Source organism: Pedobacter frigidisoli (assembly GCF_032678525.1).
Lineage (GTDB): Bacteria > Bacteroidota > Bacteroidia > Sphingobacteriales > Sphingobacteriaceae > Pedobacter > Pedobacter frigidisoli_A.
The window spans coordinates 115,441-138,042 of the sequence record NZ_JAVTSE010000009.1 but is presented as its reverse complement, the minus strand read 5'-3'; the positions used below and the strand labels follow the sequence as shown (position 1 = coordinate 138,042).

Below are 22,602 nucleotides of genomic sequence, written 5' to 3'. Positions count from 1 at the left end.
TGCGTAAAAATTTGCGTCTTATTTCTGAATAAAACCTATATTAGTTTTGTAGAACAACTAATATATGAAATAACACCTAACTTTGTAAAAGTATAAATTTATGAAATTTAAAGGGCTAATCATTCTGTTTATTGTCATGATTTTTGGCGTAAAGCTAAAAGCTCAGGACCCGGCTGCACCTGTTTTCCCAAAGCCTGGCAAAGCAGATACCATTAAGGTAGCCTCTACAAATGATAACGGAGTGATGATTCCATGGATGCAACTGCAGGAAGTTAGCATTTATGCTGCCCGGATCTGGAAATCGCCGGCGGAGCAGGCTGCCTTTAACAGATTGCGGTACAATGTGCTTAAGGTGATGCCATATGCCTTGTTTGCCAAACGCAGATACGAGCAATTGGAGCAGGATATTGCCCGTACACCCGAAAAGAAAGAACAGAAACAACTGGTTAAACAATGCGACAAAGAAATCAAAGACATGTTTAACCGTGAGATAAAGGAATTGACCATTACACAGGGGCAAATTTTAACAAAACTGATTGACAGGGAGGTAGGCAGAACGACTTACGACATCGTAAAGCAAACAAAAGGCGGTTTTGCCGCATTTTCGTATCAGATTGTAGCGCGTGTAGTGGGGCATAATTTAAAAAGTACTTACGATCCGCGTGAGGATAGGGATATTGAATCCATTATCCGGACCTCAGGATTTTACCAATAGAGACACGATGCAGGAAAATATTCCGAATATTTATTCTTTCAAAGTAAAAAAGGTTAATGGTGATGAAGTGTCATTGTCAGCATATCAAAATAAAGTTGTTCTGATTGTAAATACTGCTTCTGGCTGCGGTTTAACCCCCCAGCTTTCGGAATTACAACGCTTAAAAAACGAGATAAACAGTCCCGAGTTTGAAATCCTGGGCTTTCCTACCAATGATTTCGGTAAACAAGAACCTTTAAACGGATCCGAAATCACCAGCTTTTGTGAAATTAATCACGGCGTAAAGTTTCCCGTTTTTGATAAAATCGTATCTCGTGGCGTTCAAGCCCATCCGCTATATCAATTTTTGAGCGATAAAAAGAAAAACACTAAATTAACGGCTAAGCCGCGCTGGAATTTCCACAAATATCTGGTAAACAAGAAAGGTGAGCTGGTAGATTTCTACTATCCATTCACCAAGCCATTAAATGCAAAAATCAAAAAGAAAATTCAGTCGTTACTTCATGAAAATGCATGATAGACCGATTTTGTCGTATCTGCAGCCGTAATAAAACTTTAAGATGAAATTAGATATTTTAGTTATAGCCGTTCATCCTGATGATGCAGAACTCTGCTGTTCGGGAACTATTTTAAAGCATATTGCGCTAGGTAAAAAAGTAGGAATTGTAGAATTAACCCGGGGTGAACTGGGTACACGTGGAACTGCAGAAACCCGGGATGAGGAAGCCGCAGCATCAGCAAAGGTATTGGGACTGCATGTGAGAGAAAACCTGAAGATGAGAGATGGTTTTTTTCAGAATGATGAACATCACCGCCTGGAAGTAATCAAAGTTATTCGGAAATATCAGCCTGAGATTATACTCAGTAATGCATTGGAAGACCGCCATCCGGACCATGGCAGGGCCGGAGATTTAGTTTATGATTCGGTTTTTCTTTCAGGTTTACCTAAAATAGAAACTGAAACAGATGGGGTCGCCCAGCAGGCCCATCGCCCGAGGTTATTATTGCAATATATCCAGGATCGCTATATCAAACCAGACATTATTGTGGATATTACGGATCATATGGACAAGAAAATCGAATCCATAAAGGCTTTCAGAACACAATTCTATAATCCGGATGTCGACGGACTACAGACTTATATCTCTTCCCCGGAGTTCTTTGAAACCATTGCCGGCCGGTCAAGGGAATTTGGTAAAAGCATAGGGGCAACATTCGGAGAAGGTTTTACATCCAGAAAACTACTTGGTGTTGATAATTTGTTTGACTTGAGGTAAACCCGCGTTAACTGCAGGACAACAAAATTGCCGCTCATTTGTTATTCTCAAAACGAGTAATAATGGCGAACATATTTTCTTCTCTTAAAAATGCATATAATCTATTCAAGCATGTAGATTTTGATAAACTCGAAGCGCTATCGAAAAAAGTTGACTTACCCAAAATGGTCGAAACCATTTCCAGTCTGGATGAAAAACAGATTCAGGGAATGATGAAAATGATGGGTGGATCGGGTAAAAAGAAAGAACTTCCACCAATTGAAGGTGATTTTTACCACCTGGGTGATGAAGCACTTAAAGATGAAGACAGGGCCTTACAGCTTAAGGTTCGTGCATTCTTAGAAAAGGAAGTTAAGCCGATTGTGAACCATTACTGGAATAAGGCAGAGTTTCCCTACGAAATCATCCCTAAACTGGCAGAGTTAAATATCTGTGGTCTTACTTATAAAGGCTATGGATGTCCGGGTAAATCGAACTTGATGGAAGGAATTCTGGCCATGGAAATGGCACGAATTGATACTTCAATTTCTACTTTTTTCGGGGTACAGAGCGGCTTGGCTATGGGGTCAATCTATCTATGTGGTTCAGAAGCTCAAAAGCAACAATGGCTTCCATTGATGCAGCAATTCAAAATTATAGGTGCATTCGGACTTACGGAGCCGGAAGTGGGATCTGCTGCTGCCGGCGGATTGACCACGACCTGTAAGCTGGTGAATGGCAAATGGGTGTTAAATGGACAAAAGAAATGGATTGGCAATGCCACTTTCGCTGATATACTGGTTATATGGGCGCGGGACGAAGAAAGTAATGAGGTAAAGGGCTTTATCGTTAAAAAAGATAATCCAGGTTTTGCGGTGGAGAAAATGCAGGATAAGATGGCGCTCCGCATTGTACAGAATGGCTTAATTACTTTAACCAACTGCGAAGTTGAGGAGGAAGACCGTTTACAACATGCGAATTCATTCAAAGATACGGCTAAGGTATTACAAATGACCCGTGCCGGAGTGGCCTGGCAGGCTGTAGGCTGCGCCCGGGGGGCTTATGAAAGTGCGCTGGAATATACCAGAACACGTAAGCAGTTTGGAAAACCCATTGCCTCATTTCAGCTTATCCAGAATCACCTGGTGGAAATGCTATCAAACCTTACTGCCATGCAAACCCTTTGCTTCAGGTTATCGCAACTGCAGGATCAGGGTTTGCTGAAAGATGAGCATGCATCGCTGGCAAAAGTATTCTGCTCACTTCGTACACGGGATGTAGTAAGTAAAGCCCGCGAAGTGATGGGGGGTAACGGCATCCTGCTCGAATATAATGTAGCCAGATTTGTGGCTGATGCTGAAGCCATCTACTCGTACGAGGGAACCAAAGAAATTAATACACTAATTGTGGGAAGGGCAATAACCGGGTTTTCTGCTTTCGTATAGTGGTGCCCTCTTTTAATTGTTGTATTTTGGATTAGTTCAGCGGGTGTTTGTTAAAAGCAACCTGGCTCATGGCGCTTTTCTCGTAAAGCGCAATACATCGGGTATTGAATGACGGATTAAAATTTACGTCACCTGGTTCGAGTTGGGTAGGCACATCGGTTCCAGCCATAAAGAAATAAACTTTGGTGTTGCCATATTTGGTATGTGGCATCATGTTGCCATAATCCTCCAGTTCTTTCCATATAGAATCCTCAACAGTTACCACATATATACGCTGTATCGGCCCTGTGTTGTTTGCATTTCTAAACTTTGCAATTTCCTTAAACCCAGCTTTCATGTCACCGATTCCAGGCTGATCAAAAATATCCTTAACCATGAAAAATACTAAGATTAAAACACCTGCAGTAATGAGATATACTGTTGATTTTTTGTTCATGCCTACAATAAAGGCAATATTTTCTCCATAACGGTCAGTCCCTGGTCAATATGTTTCTGTTCAATACAGAGTGCCGGGCGGAAGCGGATTGTTTTTTCGCCACAGCCCAAAAACATCACATTGTTTTCGAGTCCTTTAGCTATAAATTCATTTCGCATATCCTTATTCGGGAAATCGAAAGAACACAGCAGACCCCGGCCGCGAACGTTGGTCATCTTATCAAATTTATGGGCTAACGACTGGAGATTTTCTTTAAGGTATGTTCCCACCCGATCTGCATTTTCACACAGCTGGTCTTCGGCAATGATCTGTAAAATCTGTGTTGACCGCACCATGTCAACCAGGTTTCCACCCCATGTAGAGTTAATCCGGCTGGGTACATTAAAAACATTCTTTTCTATTTGATCTACCTTATTTCCAACCAGGATTCCGCAAACCTGCATTTTCTTGCCGAAAGCAAGAATGTCAGGTCTGGCTCTTTCACTAAAATGCTCGTGGCACCAAAATCTGCCTGTTAAACCCACACCGGTTTGTACTTCATCGTAAATCAGAAAGGCCTCGTTTTCATCTGCCAGCGATTTCAGCTGAATCAGAAATTCTTCCCGCAGATGATTATCCCCACCTTCAGACTGGATGGGCTCGATGATGATGGCGCAGATGTCATCTTTATGCTCGGTAAAAGCTTTTTTGATCTGTGCAATTGATGTTTCTTCGGTTTCGATGGCTTTTTGTAAATGATCACCGGAGAGTGGAAATTTTACTTCAGGTACCGATACCCGTGGCCAGTCGAATTTGGCAAACCACTTTGTCTTATCTGGCAGGGTATTGGTTAAACTGAGGGTGTAACCGGTACGTCCATGAAATGCCCGCTCGAAGTGAAGTACCTTATATCCTTTTTCAGCAGTATATCCCTTCGCAAAGTTTTTCTGTACTTTCCAGTCCATGGCTACCTTGATCGCATTTTCTACCGCTAAGCCTCCTCCGGCGATGAAAAATGCATGGGGTAGGTAATCAGGTATTCCAACTTCGGCGAAAGTCTCCAGAAACTGGGCATACTGCTGCGTATATACATCCGAATTTGATGGGTTGGCCATGGCCGCCAATAATAAATTCTTTTTAAAGTTCTCATCGTTTAGCATTTTAGGATGGTTGTATCCTAAAGGAACCGAAGCAAAACAAGTGAAAAAATCGAGGAGTTTTCTGTTATATTTGGAATCATAAATGTAGGCACCATGGCTTTTTTCCATATCGTAAGTGAGGTCGAAACCATCAGCCAGAATATGCTTACTTAAAGATTCTTTAACGCGATTGGCAGGGACTGTTAACTGATACATAAAATCTGATTTTGATGTATACCAAATTTAGTAAAAAGCGCCAGGAATCACAATTTAAGCGCTTTTTATACCGATTAGCGGAAAAACAGGTTTAAACTGTTTAAAGTATGATTATAGACAAAATCGGGTTTTGGACTTCACGAATGTGGAAAACTTTTTAATTGCTTATCATCGTTTGCGGCTTTACCGCAGTTCGACCTAACCAGTAGATTACTAGTACCGTCGCACTTAACTTGCTTGGGTTTTGCTTGCACATTCCTTGGACATTCCTTGCATCTCGTTTGGGTAAATGCAAAGAAAACCCAAGTAAAACCCATTTAAACCCGCTTTTTGGTGATAAAATCCCCTTAAACCCACCTACAGGGCACTTTTTTAAACTACATTTTAAACAATAGTCGCTGACCGTTGGTTTAATGGATGGTTAGTTGTATGTCAGGTTTTGAGTTACCTGATAAATAAGACGATTTTGTTCACGATATTAGTGTTATAGCGCTGTGATGCATCGCTTTTAAATTTGTAGAATATATGAGTACTGAAAAAGCAATATTGGCGGGAGGTTGTTTCTGGGGAGTAGAAGACCTGGTCCGCAACCAAGAAGGGGTAATTGATACCACTGTTGGTTATACTGGTGGCGATGTGCCAAATGCCACTTATCGAAATCATGGGACGCATGCCGAAGGCATTGAGATTGAATTCGATCCAGCGGTATTATCTTATCGTAAACTATTGGAATATTTTTTCCAGATTCATGATCCCACCACAAGAAACAGGCAGGGGAATGATATCGGAACATCCTATCGTTCGGCTATATTTTACCTCAGCGATGCTCAAAAAGAAACTGCAGAGCAGTTGATTGATGAGCTGGAACAATCAGGCAAATGGCCAGGTAAAATTGTTACCGAGGTTGTTCCTGCGGGAGATTTCTGGAATGCAGAAGAAGATCATCAGGATTATCTTCAAAAAGTCCCTTATGGATATACCTGTCATTTTGAACGCCCGGACTGGAAGCTGTCTTAGCAAAAGATAAAAAGCTTTCTCTATAACAAGAGAGGGCTTTTTTAAAATTTATCTTTCATACCAAACATGCCCAGTAATCCTCCGGTATGTATAGCCAGAATTCTATCATCCTGATGAAGGATACCTTTCTGTTGAAGATCTGTAATGGCATAAAACATTTTACCTGTATAAACAGGATCAATGAGTAAGCCTGTTTGCCTGGTGAAATTCTGTATAAATGAAATCAATTCTGATGTTGTTTTGGCGTATCCGCCAAAATGGTATTCAGTATGCAAATGCAAATGATCAGAAACTGGCGTGATACTATTAATTTCATCTGTTAGAAAGCTACCACCTTTCAATGCGGATACGACATGGAGGTGGGTTTCCAGCTCATGCTTTTGTATGCCAGCAAGCAAACCTGCTGCCGTGGTACCAGTACCGGCAGCGCAAAAGATATGATCATAAATTGCAGGAAGTTCATCGATGATTTCAGCACAGCCTGTTGCGGCCTCTGGCGACGCGCCGCCTTCATCAATGAAATAGGCTTCGGAGTCATCTGCAAAATAGTTCCTAAACAGTTCTTCCTTATTGCGATAGCTTTCTCGGTTGGTAAAGATCAACTCCATACCAAATAAGCGGCAAAGCATGAGCATTTCGTTATTAACGGCTTCTCCGCGTACAAAGGCCGTTGCCTTTAAGCCAGTTCTTGCCGCTGCTGCTGCGGTTGCCACCAAATGATTGGAATAGGTACCCCCAAATGTAACCAGGTGATTTCTGCCGGCTTCCTGAGCTTTTGCCAGAATATATTTCAGCTTGCGCCATTTGTTCCCGGAAATGAAAGGATCAATCAGATCATCGCGCTTCACAAATAAATTGCTAAAGGGCGAGTAGTTTAATTTCTCAACAGGGCTGTTTATCTTATCGAACACGGTGTAAAAGTAAAAAACACCTGAAATATCCAGGTGTTTTTTTGTTTTCCAGAATAAATATCTGACTAGTTTCCTATGCCTAAGCCAATACCGCCATTAAACATACTGTATTTGGATTGAGTATAGGAGGTGTAAAACTTGAAGAATCCAAATTTCAACTGGAAGCCAATACTTCCTTTTATTCCATCGATATCGGTTTGTTTTACCGAGATTGGATCAACGTAGGTTGCGTTAGAGGCTGTACCGGTTGCAAAACGATATGTTCCTAATGCTTTCAGATTTGTATTTGAGGTTTGGTAACCTACGCTTGCAAAGGGAGTAAAAAAAGCAATTTTCTTCGAGACGATAGCATCGATATTTACTCCGTTAAATTTTGCGTCGATGCGTTGATCGGAGTTTGCAACGTTATCTATATTCAGATCCAGGCTGTATTTGTATTGAGTAAAGCCTGCGAATAGTGCAACATCTACAGGAACAAGTTTATCCGCTTTACCCATAATCAATGGTAAAACTTCAATTTTGGCACCCACTCCAATCATCGATAAGCTTCCCAAATCGCTACCGAATTTAATTTTCGGCATGGCCCGCAAAGTTACGTCGATATTTTTAGGTAGACCCAAGGTTGCCTGAATCTGTGCCGCGGGAACCGTGTGAAATCCCAAACCTTTGGGCAGATTAAAGAACCTTCCGGTTCTGAGTCCATTATTGGCTACCACTTCCATTCGTCCACCATCCTGATCATCACCAAAGGCAGTTGGACCAATTGAAGACGCACCAAGAGCCGGTTTAATATTACTTAAACCTAAAGCATTTACGTCGTAGCTTCTGGCTGAAGTGGGAACTGAAGCTCCGGATACCGAAAACCTGACATCAAATTTTAAAAATCCTTTTGCCCTTGCTGTGTTTGTCCAGCCATCTGTAAGTCCTTGTCCCAGGCCTTTGTATAGTGGGTCGAGGTAAGCGTTAATGAGTTTTGTTGCGTCTGCAGGCCCTGAAACAAACAGGCTTCCAACATCCTGCTGAGCGCTCGCCGTTTGAGTAAGGCCAAGCAGAGACAAGGCAATTAATGCCTTTAGTGAGTAACGTTTCTTCATGTTAATGAGTTTAAATAGTTTGATTTTAAAGTAAAGATAATGGTGTTTTTTTAATTCTAAAATCTTGCCCTTAAAAGTTTATTTTTGCGGAATGGAAAATGTGGTCGAATTGCAAGAGTCGGAAGAGCAGGAATTATATGAACATTTAAAGATTATTGTTGATAAGGGGCAGTCTTTACTCCGGATTGATAAGTTTTTGATGGTGCGTGTCGAGAATGCTTCGAGGAACCGTATTCAGAATGCAATAGACGCGGGCAACGTGCTGGTGAATCAAAAACAAATCAAAGCAAGTTATAAGGTTAAACCATTTGATGAAATCTCTATTGTTTTACCCCATCCTCCCCGCGATACTGAAGTTTATCCTGAAGACATACCGATAGATATTGTATACGAAGATAATGATCTGTTGGTGGTGAACAAGGTTGCCGGAATGGTGGTGCATCCTGGTTTCAACAACTATACCGGCACCCTGGTAAACGCGCTGGCTTTTCACTTTGAGCAGTTGCCGCAGTTGCCAGGTAATGATGGGCGCCCTGGTTTGGTACACCGTATTGATAAAGATACCTCAGGCCTGTTGCTGATCAGCAAGAATGAGCGTTCGATTACCCATCTTGCCAAACAATTTTTTGATCATACAATTACCCGGAAATACATTGCCCTTGCATGGGGTGATATTGAAAATGATGGGACGGTTACAGGCTATATTGGCCGGAGTGTGAAAGACCGGAGAGTAATGGATATTTATGATGACGAAGAGAAAGGAAAATGGTCGGTTACTCATTATAAGGTTTTAAAACGCCTTGGATATGTAACGCTGATCAGCTGTGAACTGGAAACCGGGCGTACACATCAGATCAGGGCTCATATGCAACACATTGGTCATCCGCTGTTTAACGATGCGATGTATGGCGGAGATAAGATTTTGAAAGGAACTACGTTTAATAAGTACAAACAATTTGTAGATAATTGCTTTGAACTTTTACCCAGACAGGCTTTACATGCGCAGAGTCTGGGCTTTATTCATCCGACCACAAAAGAATATATGTTTTTTGAATCGCCTCTGCCTGCCGATTTTAAAGCCGGACTGGACAAATGGGAAAATTACGTTGCTACATCATAAAATATGCCTCAACAATATCTGTTATTAAATGATGAATTTCATGATGTAGAAATACCGGTTTTAACCGCCTCAAACCGAGGGTTTAAATTTGGTGATGGTCTCTTCGAAAGCATGAGAATGATCGACAATAAACTTCAGTTTGCTGATTTGCACGCCGACCGTTTAGTTGGGGGAATGAAAGCGCTGAAGATTGACGGGCACTCGCTGATGGATGATTATTTCATCCGCCAGAAAACATCAGATCTGGCAAAAAAGAACCGTTGGAATGGGAATGCCCGCTTCCGCTTATCGGTATACCGGCAGGGGAGTGGTGTTTATACTCCTGAAACAAATAAAGGCAGTTATATTCTGGAAGGCTTTGCGTTGAAAGATGCCCAGTATCAGCTCAACAATAAAGGATTGATTATTGATGTTTACGATGAAATTACCAAGCCGATTAACAAGCTTTCGAATTTCAAAACTTCTAATGCCCTGTTGTATGTGATGGCAGGAATATTTAAAAGTCAGAACAGACTGGATGAAGCCATGATATTAAATCAGAGTGGGTTTTTATGTGAAAGCATCAGTGCCAACGTATTTGTGGTTTACAATAACCAGATTTACACACCGGCATTGACTGAAGGATGTGTAAGTGGCGTGATGAGAACGGCGATTATGCAGATTGCAAAAATGAATGATATTGCCCTGATTGAAGCACAAATTAATCCGGAGATATTGAAGGAAGCCGAGGAGGTTTTTATTACCAATGCCACGCAGGGAATTCAGTGGGTAATGGGTTACGGGCGAAAGCGCTATTTCAATGAAGTGTCTAAATATTTGATTGAAAAGTTGAATCATCTTTAGCTGAATGAGTCACTACACTTCAATCAAATATAAACTTACCGTGCAGGCAGAGTTATTAAAGCCTCATTCCTCTTAGAAAATCTGCGATTGGCATTCTCTTTTTTCCTTCATATTGAATATCGAGCAATTTGATGAAGCCATTTTTGGTGGCAAATTTCAAATAGGTTTTACCATCTGTTAAGAATCCACCAGCTACAATTGCCGATTCTTTATCTTCTATTTCAGCCTTGAAAATTTTCAAGGTTTTATCGTTCAAAATCGTAAAAGCGGTTGGGTAAGGACTCAGGCCTCTTATCAGGTTATGAATGGTTGGAGAATCGTTGTTCCAATCGATTTTACAATCGTCTTTGAAAATTTTGGGTGCATGCTTCAGGTCGTTGCTTTGCTGCTGCGGTTGCTCCTTTACCTCTCCGGCTTCAATGGCTTTTAAAGTTTTTACAATCAGGCTGGCTCCGATGGCCATTAGTTTATCGTGTAGCTCTCCTGCAGTTTCGTCGTCTCCTATTGCAACAGTATCGCTTAGAATGATATCACCGGTATCTATTTCATGTTTCAGGAAAAAGGTAGTTACGCCGCTTTCTTTTTCTCCGTTAATGATGGCGTGATTTATCGGTGCAGCACCGCGATATTGAGGTAATAAAGAACCGTGCAGGTTAATTGTTCCTTTCGGGGGCATATTCCAAACCAATTCAGGCAGCATTCTAAATGCTACTACCACCTGCAGGTCAGCGTGATAAGCCTTTAACGCTTCGATAAATTCAGGGTTTTTAAGTTTTTCAGGTTGTAAAACCGGGATTCCCTTTTCTACAGCATATTTTTTTACCGCGCTTTCATTCATTTTTTGTCCCCTTCCCGCTGGTTTATCCGGTGCAGTAACTACAGCTACTACATCAAAGTTGGCTTGTACCAGGGCATCTAAAGAAGCAACAGCGAAATCGGGCGTACCCATAAAAACTATTTTCATAAATATTATGTTGTGTTTCTAAAATTAACGTGAACAGGGGCGTTAAGGTTTTACAAAATAACTAAAATAACCCCATAGTTACAGGTAAAAATGGTACAAGGCAAAGATGTTGTAAAAGAGAGTGGATTGGTATATGTAACTGATGCCATGCCTGGTATTTACCGGAAAGGTAAAGCCGGGAAATTTCATTATGAGGATAAAAACGGAGCTCGGATATCGGATGAAAAACACCTGAGCCGAATCAAGTCACTGGTAATTCCTCCGGCATGGCAAAATGTATGGATTGCAAACAAGCCGAATGCCTACCTGCAGGTTACGGGTACCGATGCTGCGGGGAGAAAACAGTATAAATATCATCCTAAATGGACCAGCCGCCGTTCGGAGGATAAATATTTCAAGTTGCTGGAATTTGGAAGAGCGCTACCAGTGGCGAGGAAAAACCTGGCAAAAGACCTTCGTAGAAAAGAATTGGATGAGCGTAAGGTACTGGCTATTTCTGTAGACGTTTTACAGAAAACCCTGATTAGAGTGGGTAATGAAAGTTACAAGCAGCTTTACGGTTCCTTCGGTTTAACGACGCTGCGCGACAAACATGTGAAGATAAATGGCAGCAAAATCCTGATGGATTTTATTGGGAAAAAAGGAGTTAAGCAGCAGCTGGAGCTAAATGACCGGTCGCTGGCCAAGCTGGTGAAGAAATGCAGGGACATTCCAGGTCAGGAACTGTTTCAGTACTACACTAACGGTAAAGAGCACAGGGGCATTGACTCCGGAAAGATCAACAATTATATTAAAGAAATTACCGGTGATGATTTTACAGCCAAAGATTTCAGAACCTGGGGCGGTACGCTTGAAGCGTTGAGGCAGTTTGCCAAATGTAGCAATGATAAAGACTTTAATCTTAACTCTAAAAAGGCTATTGTGTCTGTGCTAGATTGTGTCGCAAAAAAGCTAGGGAACACCAGGGCCGTTTGTAAAAGCTCATATGTTTACCCTTTGTTGCTAACCGCGTATGAGAATGACGAGTTGGGTAAGTATCTTAATAAAATGAACAATGCTAAGACTTTAGGAAAGATCAATCTGGATCACGATGAAAAGGTGCTGTTATCTTTTCTGAAGGCAAACAGCAAAACAAGCTAATGTACCAAAGCAGTCAATTGATGTTGACTGCTTTGGTAAGTATTTATTCTTTGGGCGCCTTTTTAATCGGTTGAACGGGCTGTTCTTCTGTTTCACGCTGTTGTGCAGGGTTATTTGTTTTAGGCGCCTTATTAGGGGTACTGTCTCCCGGCTTACGTACGGTCTGGTGATCTACAGGTTTCCTGCCTTTTGGTACTTCCTCCTGATAATTGCTTCCAGGTTTATCGCTTTTTTCTTTCGGTCCGCTCATCATTTTTGTTTATTGAATTAGTAAATGAATGAATTAGTGAATTTGAATGTCAGTTCCCAACTCTTTAACAGAACACCATAAGCTTTAAAGTTGTTTCACTAATCATAAATCAGATACTTTTTACGCATCGTTTTGTAAGCGCTTAGTCCCGGTTCCCAGCTGGCCCTGATTTCCTTTTCGCTCTTTCCTTCAATAACCTGCTGCCTGAAATCTGCCACACCAACCAGTCTTTCAATTGTTCCCATCTCTTTACTTAGCTTGGTATTAAAAAAGTCTTCCTTTCTTGGTGATGCATTATAGAGCTCAATGAGCCAGGAAATATTTACCTGTTTAGATTTTCTGAGTGCACTAACATCATATTGTCTTAAATCCAATCCATAACACACCTGATCCTGAAACAATGGCGTTTCAGACATGCCTTTAATGCTTTTTGGGGTAAAGTTAAATGCGAATTTTTCTTTGAGGTAAGGTGCACCAACAACTGTAAATGGAAACATGGTTCCACGGCCATGGTTCAAATAAGTGCCCTCGAAAAGGCAGGTGGAGGGATAGAGTAATATTGCCTGCTGAGTATTTAGATTTGGCGATGGTTTTACAGGTAAGGTATACTCCATATCATGGTTGTAACCCGCATTTTTAATGATGGTGATTTTGCACTTCACTTTATCCTTTAGCCAACCTTCGCCGTTCAGCATTTGCGCATATTCTCCAACTGTTAGTCCGTGGGCAATGGGGATGGGTTGAATACCGATTCCAGATTTAAACTTAGGGTCGAGTATTGGTCCATCAATGAGATAGCCATTAGGGTTGGGTCGATCTAATATCAGGAGTTCTTTATTGTTTGCGGCGCAGGCTTCCATTACGTGCTGTAAAGTATTGATATAGGTATAAAAACGAACGCCTACATCCTGTATATCGAAAACCATTAAATCAATATCGGCTAAATCTTCAGTTGTTGGTGTGCTGTGTTTTCCATATAGCGATATGGCTTTAATCCCGGTTTTGATATCTACATCATCTTTTACAGATACACCTGCGCTTGCATTGCCTCTGAAGCCATGCTCTGGTCCGAATATTTTCTGGATTTTAACGCCCCTTTTCAGCAGACTATCAACCGAAGTCTGATCACCAATCACGGAGGTGGGGTTAACTACCATACCAATGCGTTTGCCTTTTAATAAGGGCAGGTAATTTTCAGTTTGCTCGGCCCCGGTTTTGACAGAAGACGGAAGCGGCATGGTTCTGATCGCGGTTTTATGTGTTTTACCATTTATTCCCCTGCCTAATTCCTGTTCAATAGGTTTAGGCTGTCCACATGCGCTCAGAGCGATTAAACTGGTAAACAAAAAGCTGAAGGTTGTTCTCATATTTGAAGATTTTAATCTTTGGATTAAAGCTTAAACAATTTAGCATTTTTTTGCTTGTTGTTATTAGCCTATTGATTATTTTACGGGTGCTTATTTATCATCAAAAATGCCATTTTTAAAAAGGATTTGAGCATTTTTGCTAGAACAAATTTTATAAATTGAATTTCGAATATTTCATAGCGGGGCGGATTGCCATAAAATCAGAACGAACTTTTTCAAAGCTCATTGTGCGTATTGCGATTGCGGGCGTAATGCTGAGCCTGGCAGTGATGATTTTGACGATAGCCATCATCAAAGGATTTAAAACAGAAATTCAGGATAAGGCGCGCGGGTATCTGGGCGATGTTCAGATTACGCGATACGATTTAAACAATTCTTTTGAGCATTCGCCATTTGTACTTGATGCTGATACCAAAAAGCAGCTTCAGCATAATCAAAATATCGAATATTATTACCCATTTGCTACCAAACCGGCGATCTTATCTGCAAATAACGAGATTGAGGGTATTAATTTCAAAGGGATTGACAAAACCTACAAATGGGATTACATTAAGCAGCACATCATCAGCGGAACGATAATCGACTTCAGGGACAGTGTAGCAGCAATGCAGGAGCTTTTGATCTCCCAGTATACTGCAAATCGCCTGAAGCTAAAAACGGGAGATGATTTTATCATGTATTTTGTCCAGAACCAATTGCGTCCACGGAAGTTTAAGATAGTGGGCATTTATGATATCGGAGTAGAGGATATCGATAAAGGCTTCGTTTTGGGCAATATAAATATCATTAAAAGACTGAATGACTGGAAGCCTGATCAGATTGGTGGAATTGAAATTAGGACTAAAAATTTTAACCGGTTGAAAGTTGTGGCCGATGGGATTTACGAGCAGCTTCCGCGGAACCTGAGGTCGTATTCGATTGAAGAAAACTTTCCTAATATCTTTACCTGGCTGGGGCTTTTGGATGTGAATACGAGGGTGATTTTGATTTTGATGTTGATTGTTGGTGTTATTAATATGGTTACAGCCTTACTGATTATGATTTTGGAGCGTACAAACATGATTGGAATGCTCAAATCTTTTGGAGCCAGTAACTGGAGTATTATGAAGATATTTCTCTTTAATGCGGCTTATTTGATTGGTATTGGACTGTTGCTCGGAAATATTTTAGGGATAGGATTGGGCTTGTTTCAGCAGTCGACCCATATATTTAAACTAAACCAAACCTCTTATTTTCTGGCATACGCTCCGATTGAATTTCATGTAACCGATATTATAGGACTGAATCTGATTACTGTGATTGTATGTTTGCTGGTTTTAATTATTCCTTCGTTTCTGATCAGTAAAGTATCTCCATTGAAGGCAATCAGATTTAAGTAATTTTCTAATCTGCCGGTTTGGCTCAATTTTTTAATCTGGCTACAGCAATTCCCACTCTGCGCCTTGTACTACCGGAATAATTTCCGTTCCCGGCTCGAGGTTTAAATAGGGGTAAGTTACTTTGGAGAGATATAAACCTGTAGGATGTGCGGGTAAAGATAGTTTAGTGGCTTTGAGATTAATCAGCTCGCTTTCAAACTCATCAATACTGAGTTCACCTTTGCCTACCATCAGTATTTTTCCCATTGTAATGCGGATCATTTTGCCGAGAAAGCGGTTGCTGGCAATGTGAAATCTAAACCGGTCTCTTTTAGCATTAAGGTATAAACGGGCATCCATGACATTACAGATAGTATGCTCATATTTATCGGGATGGGTGCAAAAAGCCCGGTAATCTTTATATTGAGGCAGCAGTTTGACCACTGTATTCATCTTTTCGAAATCGAGATTATCCAGCTGATAAAAGGAACTCTGGTTGCTTAAAAACGGGTCTTTTCGCGTGTGTACGAAATAATCGTATCTACGTTGAACAGCATCAAAACGGGAATGAGGTTTGCCTTCCATTTTAATGATATCAAAAACTGAGATGTTATAGGGAAGCGCTTTATTGAGGATGTAAAGCAGATCGAAGTCAAGTTCCTGTGCTATATCGGCATGGAAGAAAAACTGGCTGGCATGGACATGTGCATCCGTTCGGCCACAACCAAAAACTGGTGTAGGTGTTTTAAGAATTCTGAAGAGTGTTTGTTCGATGACTTCCTGTACGCTTTTGACGTTAGGTTGTTTTTGCCATCCACTAAAATGTTGACCCTGATAAGCAATGTGAAAGAAATACCTCATTTTTTTGAGCACAATTTTACGGAAAATATTTTTGTAATCTGGTTAAAAGCCAAGCCTGTGCTTAAATACAAATTTATTGATGATGTTAAGATGATTTAAGATACTTTTGAAGCAGGTAGGAAAATGAACAGTTCTTATCATTTTAAAGAGAATTAATCTACAATACGATGAATTGTCCATGCGGAAGTGGTTTACAATATGAAAGCTGTTGCCAACCCTACCATTTAAAAATGAAAACAGCACCTACGGCACTCGCATTGATGCGCTCGAGATATTCGGCCTTTGTGGTGGCGGATGCAGATTATTTAGCTGACACTACACATTTGAGCAAGAGAAAGGGAAATTCGAAAGAGGCTTATTTAAAAAGTGCGAAAAATACTAAATGGTTGAAGCTGGAAATTGTTACTGCCGATTTCGATACCATAGAGTTTAAAGCCTACTATTTGGGTAAACACTATCGTCCCGAGGTGTTGCATGAAAAATCGAACTTCAGGCTGGAGGATGGGAAATGGTATTATGTAGATGGGGTATTCTATTAGTTGGTCAGCTTTTCCTACAAATCAATATCCAGGATAATCTCTATTCTACCAGATTCAGTCTTATACACATCCAATGCCACCAGATCAAGTGTATTGATGTCGAATTCTTCTGATTTCGCAAAAGTTATGAATTTTTCCCTGAGTTCTATCAGGAACAACTTTCTTGAAAAACCGATGGAGGAATAGAGCTTAAAGTTTGTAGGGTTGCTTAAGGGATAATCTACAGCAACAGTAATTTCATGTTCCGGAATGACAATTTCTTCGGCATCAATGAGGTTTAGGATTTCTTCATTTGCCTTGCCAATATTAACCCAGGGAATAATACCCCCATCAATGGTCTGAGTAGCCGTAACGTTGAAAGTAATGATGCTGATCAGGTTTTTTGGTGCCTGTTCATTGTTATCTGCTGCGCTCATAGTTATAATTTCTTGGCCTCATTCCAATAAATATCCATTTCGGCCAGTGTCATTTCGGCCAGTGCTTTGCCACTTTCTTTGGCTTTATTTTCCAGGTACTGGAAACGTTTGATGAATTTTTTGTTGGTTTTTTCTAAAGCATTTTCAGGGTTGATATTGATAAAGCGTGCATAGTTGATGAGTGAGAAAAGCACATCGCCAAATTCTGATTCAGCTTTTTCTACATCGATTGCGGTATTGTCTGTTACGTTAAATTCGGCTTTGAATTCCTGAAGTTCTTCCTCAACTTTTTCCCATACCTGGTTTTTGTCTTCCCAGTCGAAACCCACACCACGTGCTTTTTCCTGAATCCGGGATGCTTTAACCAAGGCGGGCAGTGAGGAGGGGACGCCGGCAAGTACCGATTTATTTCCTTCTTTTAACTTAATTTGTTCCCAGTTTCGTTTTACATCCTCTTCATTTTGTACTTCAATATCGCCATAAATGTGGGGATGCCTGTTTACCAGCTTATCGCAAACTCCGTTCAATACATCAACGATGTTAAAATCATTTGTTTCAGATGCAATTCTGGAGTAAAACACCAGGTGCATCATCACATCGCCCAGTTCCTTTTTAATTTCGTTCATATCACCCTCCAGAATGGCGTCGCTTAGTTCGTACGTTTCTTCAATCGTTAAGTGGCGCAATGTTTCCATGGTCTGTTTTTTATCCCAGGGACATTGTGTGCGTAGCGTATCTAAAACAGTGAGCAAACGATTAAAAGCATCTGCCGGGTTGTTTGCAACAGCTGGAATGGGGTTATTGGGCATATTATGTGATTTATCGGATGCTAAAGTACCAAACCCAGGCGATTAAGAAAAATTGAAAAGGAATTCTGAACCATAAATATTTAATTCCCGGGCCCGGTTTATATAAATCTTCATAATTGATCTGATGCTTTGCTGCGTAAATATTAGCTGGCAAAATGGCTATAAAGAATATAATTAATGCAATACCCGTATAGAATCGTGTGCTTTCCAAGCCTAAACCAATGGCAAAAAGGATTTCCAGCACACCTGTAAGAATTACAATCTGCACTTTAGCAGGTATAAAGAGTGGGATCATCGCTGCCATTGAGGTTTTAAATTTGAAGTGACCTATAGCTGTAAAGAGCAACATCACCGCCATAGCAATATTGCCAGCAAAGATGTTTCCTTTGTCAAACGCAGTATGGCTGCCAAAAGCAAGCAAGGCCACGTAAACGATCAATAACACGAACAGGGGTTTCATCTGGTAAAATTATAAGATTTTAATCTTTCTCTTCTAATCGAATCTTTTTGGTAATGCGGTAAACGCGTTTCTTTTTTTCAGGTTTGTGCTCTTCGCCCATTAAAATCCCCCATGGCTTCAATGTATCTACGCGATCAAAAATGATTTTTAGCATAGCCAGGTAGGGAATGCAAAGGAACATTCCGGAGATGCCCCAGATCATTTCGCCCACTACAATGCCAATGAATGCAAACAAGGCATTGATTTTGACTTTTGAGCCTACCACCAGCGGCATCAGGACATTTCCATCTACGGCATGCACGCCAACAAAGGCGATTAAAACCAAAAGGACTTTACCAGCTCCCGCGGTTGCGAATGTGATGAGACAACTGACCAGAAGCGCGAAGAAGATACCCAGATAAGGAACCACGTTAAAAATTCCGGCTACTAGGCCAAGAAGTACCGCATATTTAACCCCTAACAAACTCAGAACAGTGATCATCAGCACAGTAACAATAAGCATCTGCAGGAACAGACCGATGATATATTTTTTGATGATGTACTGAATCTGGCTTACAATTTCAGTAACCTTCTCCTTATGTTCTTCTTTAAAAACCGATGTCAGGAAAGTGAATAATACCCTACGGTAGTTGAGAATGAAAAAGGTAAATAATAGTGTAAATCCTAAAAAGAGCAGGGTGGAGGAAAGGGTTGCTAATGTGGTTGCGACAATGGCGGCACTGGTTGCCAAAGCTTTTTCTGTGCTATCATTAAGGTAGGCGAGTTGCTTTTCGGAGTTTACATGAAATGTTTTAGATATCCAGTGCTGAAGATCGTGATAGGACGTATTGGCTTTATCTTTAAGTAAAGGCCAGTCTGCCCACAAATCACTTAACTGATTGCCGAAGAAGTATGTAATACCACCAATCATTACGATCATCACGATGACTGACACGATTGTGGAGAGGCTTCTCTTAAACTTAAAACGTTGTTCTAAAAAGTTACCTACAGGCAACAGCAGAATCGCCATCAGGAAGGAAAATAATAAAGGCGCAAGTAAAGACTGGCCTAAAATGGCGATGTAGGTTAAACTTATTAAGCAGAAAAGAACGAGGGCGAGTTTTGGGAGAAAAGATAGTTTTTCTTTCATAGTTTGTTAAATCCTGTTTAATACAAAATGCCCGAGTAATTGTTTCATTAATCGGGCACTTAAATATAGGGGATTATTTTTTAATAGCTGCTTGCTTCGTTTAAAAGTGAAATGTCTGCTGGTGACAAATCCAGGTTTGCGGCCTCGGTAAAAGATTTCAGCTGGCTTAAGTCGGTAACACTGGCTATTGGCGCGGTTACTGAAGGGTGGTTGATTAACCAGGACAGGGCTACCGAAGCTTGTTCTACGCTATGTGTTTCAGCAACCTGATCCAAAGCACTTAAAATTTTGAAACCTCTGTCATTCAGGAATTTCTTCACTCCTCCGCCGCGCTGACTTTTGTTTAAATCATCCTCGTTGCGGTATTTTCCGGTTAAGAATCCGCTTGCCAGGGAATAATAAGTGACCACGCCCAGTCCGTGTTCAACGCAGATTTTCTCATGATCCTGTTCAAATTCCTGACGGTCGAACAAATTGTAGCCTGGCTGGTAAACTTCGTATCTGGGGAGGTTATTTGTAGCCGAGTGCAGTAAAGATTCTTTAAGTCTTTCGGCCGAAAAGTTTGATGCACCTATCCAGCGTACCTTTCCCTCTTTGATTAAGGTTTCGTAAGCGCTCAGGGTTTCTTCAACTGGTGTGGTTTCATCATCAAAATGAGAGAAGTATAAATCGATGTAATCGGTTTGCAGGCGTGATAAAGAGTGTTCCACCTGATTAATGATGTAGTCTTTTTTCAATGACTTTCCACTACCCATATCAGACCCAACTTTAGTTGCAATGATCAAGTCACGGCGTTTATTGTTCTTTTTTAGCCAGTTGCCGATAATTGTTTCTGATTCTCCACCTTTATTCCCTGGTACCCAACGCGAATACACATCTGCCGTATCAATAAAATTGAAACCACTTTCAACGAAATGATCTAATATTTCAAATGATTTTTGTTCATCGATGGTCCAACCGAACACGTTTCCTCCAAAAACAATGGGTGCAATATTTAAATCTGTTTTGCCTAATATTCTCTTTTCCATGATATGAATTTTAATATAAGCTTAACAAATGAAGGATATTGTAGTTTTAAGATTCGGTCGCGTAATTGTCATGCTTTAGGAGCGGGTTATGGATTCAGGATTTGGAAATCTTCCGTTTGTTCCTGCATCTTCAGTGCTCTCAGCATTTCCCTTTTCCCTGGTGCTCCGGGAAGTTTTTCAATACTAAAACCACAGGCCTTCACCGCGCGCTTCAATTTGCCTGTTATGGCGTAGGTTACAAAAGTGCCTCGGGGTTTCAGGAAACTGCATGCATGGGCAATAATTTCATCGCTCCACATCTCGGGCTGGTGCTGCACTGAAAAAGCGTCATAATAAATTACATCAAATGTTTTGTTTGTTGTAAATTGTGCCAGGGTGGTATGTGGGATTTCGAGTTGGCAAAATGGTGATAGTGTTTGCACTGAATTTAAGCTTTCTTCATATTTAGAGGTGAAATCGCTCCATATGCCAACAGGTACATAGGCATCATAACCTGTTTGATTGATTAACTCCAAACTTAAGGGAAAAGCTTCAATGCTGGTGTAAGCTAATTTAATGTGCTGGCTGGCAGCAAATTCATTGCTCAGGATGAAGTTTAGACCAGTTCCAAAGCCTACTTCCAATACCGCTATTTCTGATTTCCCTGCGGAGGCAAATTTCAGACCCGCCTCAATAAAAACATGTTTGCTTTCCTGTAGCGCACCGTGCTTGCTATGGTAATGTTCGCCTATGGTTTCATTATAGAGCGTGTTGGAGCCATCGGCAGTTGGTGTGATAATATTCATGTACAGGTTTTTTAATATAAAAAGATTTTCTGAGGCAAAATTATTATTTTCGTGGTGAGTTTATCTAAAATTTTGAACATATAAATCTGTTGCCTTAGGCCCCAGAATCTGCTTATGGATATTGAATCATTCAGAGAATATTGTTTAAGTCTTCCCGGAACAACAGAAGGCATGAAGTGGGACCATTTATGCTTTATGATTGAAGAAAAGATTTACGTGATCATCGCCATTGAAGAGGGAAGCCGGTTCTCTATCAAATGTAACCCAGATGACTTCGATGCACTAACTGCGAGAGACGGAATACAACAAGCCTATCACCTGGCTAAACGCCAGTGGATACAGGTTGCCAGTGTGGAGGTTTTAAATGACAAGGAGTTAAAGGCACTTGTTGCAGGTTCACGTGCGATGGTACTGGCCAAGTTACCGAAGAAAATACAGGCAAAGTACGCTCATACTGCGTAGTGACTGCGGACTAACCCTGACGATTACTGCGCTGAACCCTGACGATTACTGCCCTGGTAACTCCTTCTTGATGCCTTTATCGGCGTTTATTTCCTTAGACTTCATGACGTTGAAGCGATACATTTCCTCTATACCTACAAGTTTTCTGGTACATTTATCGATATCCGTACCTTCCTGCCACAGGTAGGGGCGGAAGCTATACGTTTTGGTCCCATCGAGATTGCCTATGAACTGATTCCAGTTGTTCCAGCGCAGGCCCTTATAAAATTTAGACAGGTCGCTGTCAAAGCAGAAAATCAGGAACTCCCCATAGCCGGCACCCATGGGCTGCCAGGTAAGCGTATTGGGTTCTAGATAATAAACATTTTTGATATCTGGGCCTAAACCACCGTAGTTAATTGCGAAAAATCCGCCAACGGCATCATCAGCAATGAGGAGGTAGGGTACATTGTCTCCGTATTCTTTTATCGTTTTGCCTTTGTTCCATTCGGCGATATTTCTGTTCAACCTTTCGCTGCCGGATCCCAGGATGCGTATCCAGCCATTATCTACCATTATCCCTCCGGTGTTGTAAATTACCGACCCTAGGGTGGCATAGGTAGTCATTTGCGCATTGTACAATACTTCATTTGCTTTTGCAGTATCAACAGGCAAGACCTCAACCTTATTTTTTGCCGCCTCAACCCACTTTTGTACCAACGGCCAGGCCGGATCAGTTTTATTGATTAATTTATCAAGACTGATGAGTTTATTCTGAGCAGTTGCATTAAGGGTAAGGAAAAATAAACCAGCGAAAACAATGGCTTTAAATACGCATTTCATATGGATACAATTTATTTTTTTCAAAGATAGAATGATAAATA

Annotated in this window: 26 protein-coding genes; 11 read left to right on the top strand and 15 right to left on the bottom strand. The window is 40.9% G+C overall.

The window, feature by feature from the left end:
* The first annotated feature begins 100 nt into the window (after nucleotides 1-100).
* The 4 genes from R2Q80_RS20195 to R2Q80_RS20180 all read left to right on the top strand — a co-directional run bounded on the left by R2Q80_RS20195 (nucleotide 101) and on the right by R2Q80_RS20180 (nucleotide 3,416).
* Entirely contained in the window at nucleotides 101-715 is a 615-nt protein-coding gene (locus R2Q80_RS20195; RefSeq protein ID WP_316801341.1) for a DUF4294 domain-containing protein, read from the top strand.
* A gap of 7 nt (nucleotides 716-722) precedes the next feature.
* A complete protein-coding gene (locus tag R2Q80_RS20190; RefSeq protein ID WP_316801340.1) occupies nucleotides 723-1,232 on the top strand; it encodes a glutathione peroxidase in 510 nt (169 codons plus the stop codon).
* Nucleotides 1,233-1,275: 43 nt separating this feature from the next.
* Complete coding sequence (gene bshB1, locus R2Q80_RS20185; protein WP_316801339.1) at nucleotides 1,276-1,992, top strand: bacillithiol biosynthesis deacetylase BshB1; 717 nt, start codon at nucleotides 1,276-1,278, stop codon at nucleotides 1,990-1,992.
* A gap of 62 nt (nucleotides 1,993-2,054) precedes the next feature.
* Complete coding sequence (locus tag R2Q80_RS20180; RefSeq protein WP_316801338.1) at nucleotides 2,055-3,416, top strand: acyl-CoA dehydrogenase family protein; 1,362 nt, start codon at nucleotides 2,055-2,057, stop codon at nucleotides 3,414-3,416.
* Nucleotides 3,417-3,447: 31 nt separating this feature from the next.
* On the opposite strand, the gene R2Q80_RS20175 is transcribed toward R2Q80_RS20180, so the two are convergent.
* Nucleotides 3,448-3,852 (bottom strand): hypothetical protein, encoded by a 405-nt coding sequence (locus R2Q80_RS20175; RefSeq protein WP_316801337.1) that lies wholly within the window; start codon nucleotides 3,850-3,852, stop codon nucleotides 3,448-3,450.
* Nucleotides 3,853-3,854: 2 nt separating this feature from the next.
* Nucleotides 3,855-5,186, bottom strand: a complete 1,332-nt coding sequence (gene lat, locus R2Q80_RS20170; RefSeq protein ID WP_316801336.1) for an L-lysine 6-transaminase — start codon at nucleotides 5,184-5,186, stop codon at nucleotides 3,855-3,857.
* A 525-nt stretch (nucleotides 5,187-5,711) separates the two neighbouring features.
* On the opposite strand from lat, the gene msrA reads away from it, so the two are divergent.
* Nucleotides 5,712-6,203: a peptide-methionine (S)-S-oxide reductase MsrA gene (gene msrA, locus R2Q80_RS20165; RefSeq protein WP_316801335.1), complete on the top strand. Its 492-nt coding sequence runs from the start codon at nucleotides 5,712-5,714 to the stop codon at nucleotides 6,201-6,203.
* A gap of 41 nt (nucleotides 6,204-6,244) precedes the next feature.
* Here msrA and R2Q80_RS20160 read toward each other — a convergent pair whose 3' ends face one another.
* Together R2Q80_RS20160 and R2Q80_RS20155 are read right to left on the bottom strand one after the other, a co-directional pair.
* Nucleotides 6,245-7,114: a 1-aminocyclopropane-1-carboxylate deaminase/D-cysteine desulfhydrase gene (locus tag R2Q80_RS20160; protein ID WP_316801334.1), complete on the bottom strand. Its 870-nt coding sequence runs from the start codon at nucleotides 7,112-7,114 to the stop codon at nucleotides 6,245-6,247.
* Nucleotides 7,115-7,179: 65 nt separating this feature from the next.
* Entirely contained in the window at nucleotides 7,180-8,208 is a 1,029-nt protein-coding gene (locus R2Q80_RS20155; protein ID WP_316801333.1) for a DUF6588 family protein, read from the bottom strand.
* A gap of 91 nt (nucleotides 8,209-8,299) precedes the next feature.
* Here R2Q80_RS20155 and R2Q80_RS20150 point away from each other — a divergent pair, with 91 nt between their 5' ends.
* A complete protein-coding gene (locus R2Q80_RS20150) occupies nucleotides 8,300-9,328 on the top strand; it encodes an RluA family pseudouridine synthase (RefSeq protein WP_316801332.1) in 1,029 nt (342 codons plus the stop codon).
* Nucleotides 9,329-9,331: 3 nt separating this feature from the next.
* The gene (locus R2Q80_RS20145; protein WP_316801331.1) at nucleotides 9,332-10,171 is read left to right on the top strand and encodes an aminotransferase class IV; all 840 of its coding nucleotides are present in this window, start codon (nucleotides 9,332-9,334) and stop codon (nucleotides 10,169-10,171) included.
* Nucleotides 10,172-10,226: 55 nt separating this feature from the next.
* On the opposite strand, the gene fmt is transcribed toward R2Q80_RS20145, so the two are convergent.
* Nucleotides 10,227-11,135 carry a methionyl-tRNA formyltransferase gene (gene fmt, locus R2Q80_RS20140; protein ID WP_316801330.1) on the bottom strand — a complete coding sequence of 303 codons (909 nt, stop codon included), beginning with the start codon at nucleotides 11,133-11,135 and terminating at the stop codon, nucleotides 10,227-10,229.
* Nucleotides 11,136-11,225: 90 nt separating this feature from the next.
* Between fmt and R2Q80_RS20135 the strand changes: the two genes are divergently transcribed.
* On the top strand, nucleotides 11,226-12,275 hold the full coding sequence (locus R2Q80_RS20135) for a DNA topoisomerase IB (RefSeq protein WP_316801329.1): 1,050 nt from the start codon (nucleotides 11,226-11,228) through the stop codon (nucleotides 12,273-12,275).
* Nucleotides 12,276-12,318: 43 nt separating this feature from the next.
* On the opposite strand, the gene R2Q80_RS20130 is transcribed toward R2Q80_RS20135, so the two are convergent.
* Together R2Q80_RS20130 and R2Q80_RS20125 are read right to left on the bottom strand one after the other, a co-directional pair.
* A complete protein-coding gene (locus R2Q80_RS20130; protein ID WP_047799487.1) occupies nucleotides 12,319-12,528 on the bottom strand; it encodes a hypothetical protein in 210 nt (69 codons plus the stop codon).
* A 95-nt stretch (nucleotides 12,529-12,623) separates the two neighbouring features.
* Complete coding sequence (locus R2Q80_RS20125; RefSeq protein ID WP_410478773.1) at nucleotides 12,624-13,763, bottom strand: exo-beta-N-acetylmuramidase NamZ domain-containing protein; 1,140 nt, start codon at nucleotides 13,761-13,763, stop codon at nucleotides 12,624-12,626.
* Between the two features lie 287 nt (nucleotides 13,764-14,050).
* On the opposite strand from R2Q80_RS20125, the gene R2Q80_RS20120 reads away from it, so the two are divergent.
* Nucleotides 14,051-15,271: an ABC transporter permease gene (locus tag R2Q80_RS20120; protein WP_316801327.1), complete on the top strand. Its 1,221-nt coding sequence runs from the start codon at nucleotides 14,051-14,053 to the stop codon at nucleotides 15,269-15,271.
* Between the two features lie 39 nt (nucleotides 15,272-15,310).
* On the opposite strand, the gene R2Q80_RS20115 is transcribed toward R2Q80_RS20120, so the two are convergent.
* The gene (locus R2Q80_RS20115) at nucleotides 15,311-16,111 is read right to left on the bottom strand and encodes a tRNA pseudouridine synthase A (RefSeq protein WP_316801326.1); all 801 of its coding nucleotides are present in this window, start codon (nucleotides 16,109-16,111) and stop codon (nucleotides 15,311-15,313) included.
* Nucleotides 16,112-16,278: 167 nt separating this feature from the next.
* Between R2Q80_RS20115 and R2Q80_RS20110 the strand changes: the two genes are divergently transcribed.
* Nucleotides 16,279-16,650, top strand: a complete 372-nt coding sequence (locus R2Q80_RS20110) for a YchJ family protein (protein ID WP_316801325.1) — start codon at nucleotides 16,279-16,281, stop codon at nucleotides 16,648-16,650.
* Between the two features lie 14 nt (nucleotides 16,651-16,664).
* Here R2Q80_RS20110 and R2Q80_RS20105 read toward each other — a convergent pair whose 3' ends face one another.
* The 6 genes from R2Q80_RS20105 to mnmD all read right to left on the bottom strand — a co-directional run bounded on the left by R2Q80_RS20105 (nucleotide 16,665) and on the right by mnmD (nucleotide 21,277).
* Nucleotides 16,665-17,066 carry a hypothetical protein gene (locus tag R2Q80_RS20105; RefSeq protein WP_316801324.1) on the bottom strand — a complete coding sequence of 134 codons (402 nt, stop codon included), beginning with the start codon at nucleotides 17,064-17,066 and terminating at the stop codon, nucleotides 16,665-16,667.
* A gap of 2 nt (nucleotides 17,067-17,068) precedes the next feature.
* Nucleotides 17,069-17,875: a nucleoside triphosphate pyrophosphohydrolase gene (gene mazG / locus R2Q80_RS20100; RefSeq protein ID WP_316801323.1), complete on the bottom strand. Its 807-nt coding sequence runs from the start codon at nucleotides 17,873-17,875 to the stop codon at nucleotides 17,069-17,071.
* Nucleotides 17,876-17,885: 10 nt separating this feature from the next.
* Entirely contained in the window at nucleotides 17,886-18,335 is a 450-nt protein-coding gene (locus R2Q80_RS20095; RefSeq protein ID WP_316801322.1) for a hypothetical protein, read from the bottom strand.
* Nucleotides 18,336-18,354: 19 nt separating this feature from the next.
* Nucleotides 18,355-19,464, bottom strand: coding sequence for an AI-2E family transporter (locus tag R2Q80_RS20090; protein ID WP_316801321.1), 1,110 nt, complete (start codon nucleotides 19,462-19,464; stop codon nucleotides 18,355-18,357).
* Nucleotides 19,465-19,544: 80 nt separating this feature from the next.
* Nucleotides 19,545-20,492, bottom strand: a complete 948-nt coding sequence (locus R2Q80_RS20085; RefSeq protein ID WP_316801320.1) for an aldo/keto reductase — start codon at nucleotides 20,490-20,492, stop codon at nucleotides 19,545-19,547.
* Nucleotides 20,493-20,578: 86 nt separating this feature from the next.
* Nucleotides 20,579-21,277, bottom strand: coding sequence for a tRNA (5-methylaminomethyl-2-thiouridine)(34)-methyltransferase MnmD (gene mnmD, locus R2Q80_RS20080; RefSeq protein ID WP_316801319.1), 699 nt, complete (start codon nucleotides 21,275-21,277; stop codon nucleotides 20,579-20,581).
* A gap of 114 nt (nucleotides 21,278-21,391) precedes the next feature.
* Here mnmD and R2Q80_RS20075 point away from each other — a divergent pair, with 114 nt between their 5' ends.
* The gene (locus R2Q80_RS20075; protein ID WP_316801318.1) at nucleotides 21,392-21,739 is read left to right on the top strand and encodes an MmcQ/YjbR family DNA-binding protein; all 348 of its coding nucleotides are present in this window, start codon (nucleotides 21,392-21,394) and stop codon (nucleotides 21,737-21,739) included.
* A 45-nt stretch (nucleotides 21,740-21,784) separates the two neighbouring features.
* On the opposite strand, the gene R2Q80_RS20070 is transcribed toward R2Q80_RS20075, so the two are convergent.
* The gene (locus tag R2Q80_RS20070; RefSeq protein WP_316801317.1) at nucleotides 21,785-22,561 is read right to left on the bottom strand and encodes a DUF2625 domain-containing protein; all 777 of its coding nucleotides are present in this window, start codon (nucleotides 22,559-22,561) and stop codon (nucleotides 21,785-21,787) included.
* Between the last annotated feature and the right edge of the window lie 41 nt (nucleotides 22,562-22,602).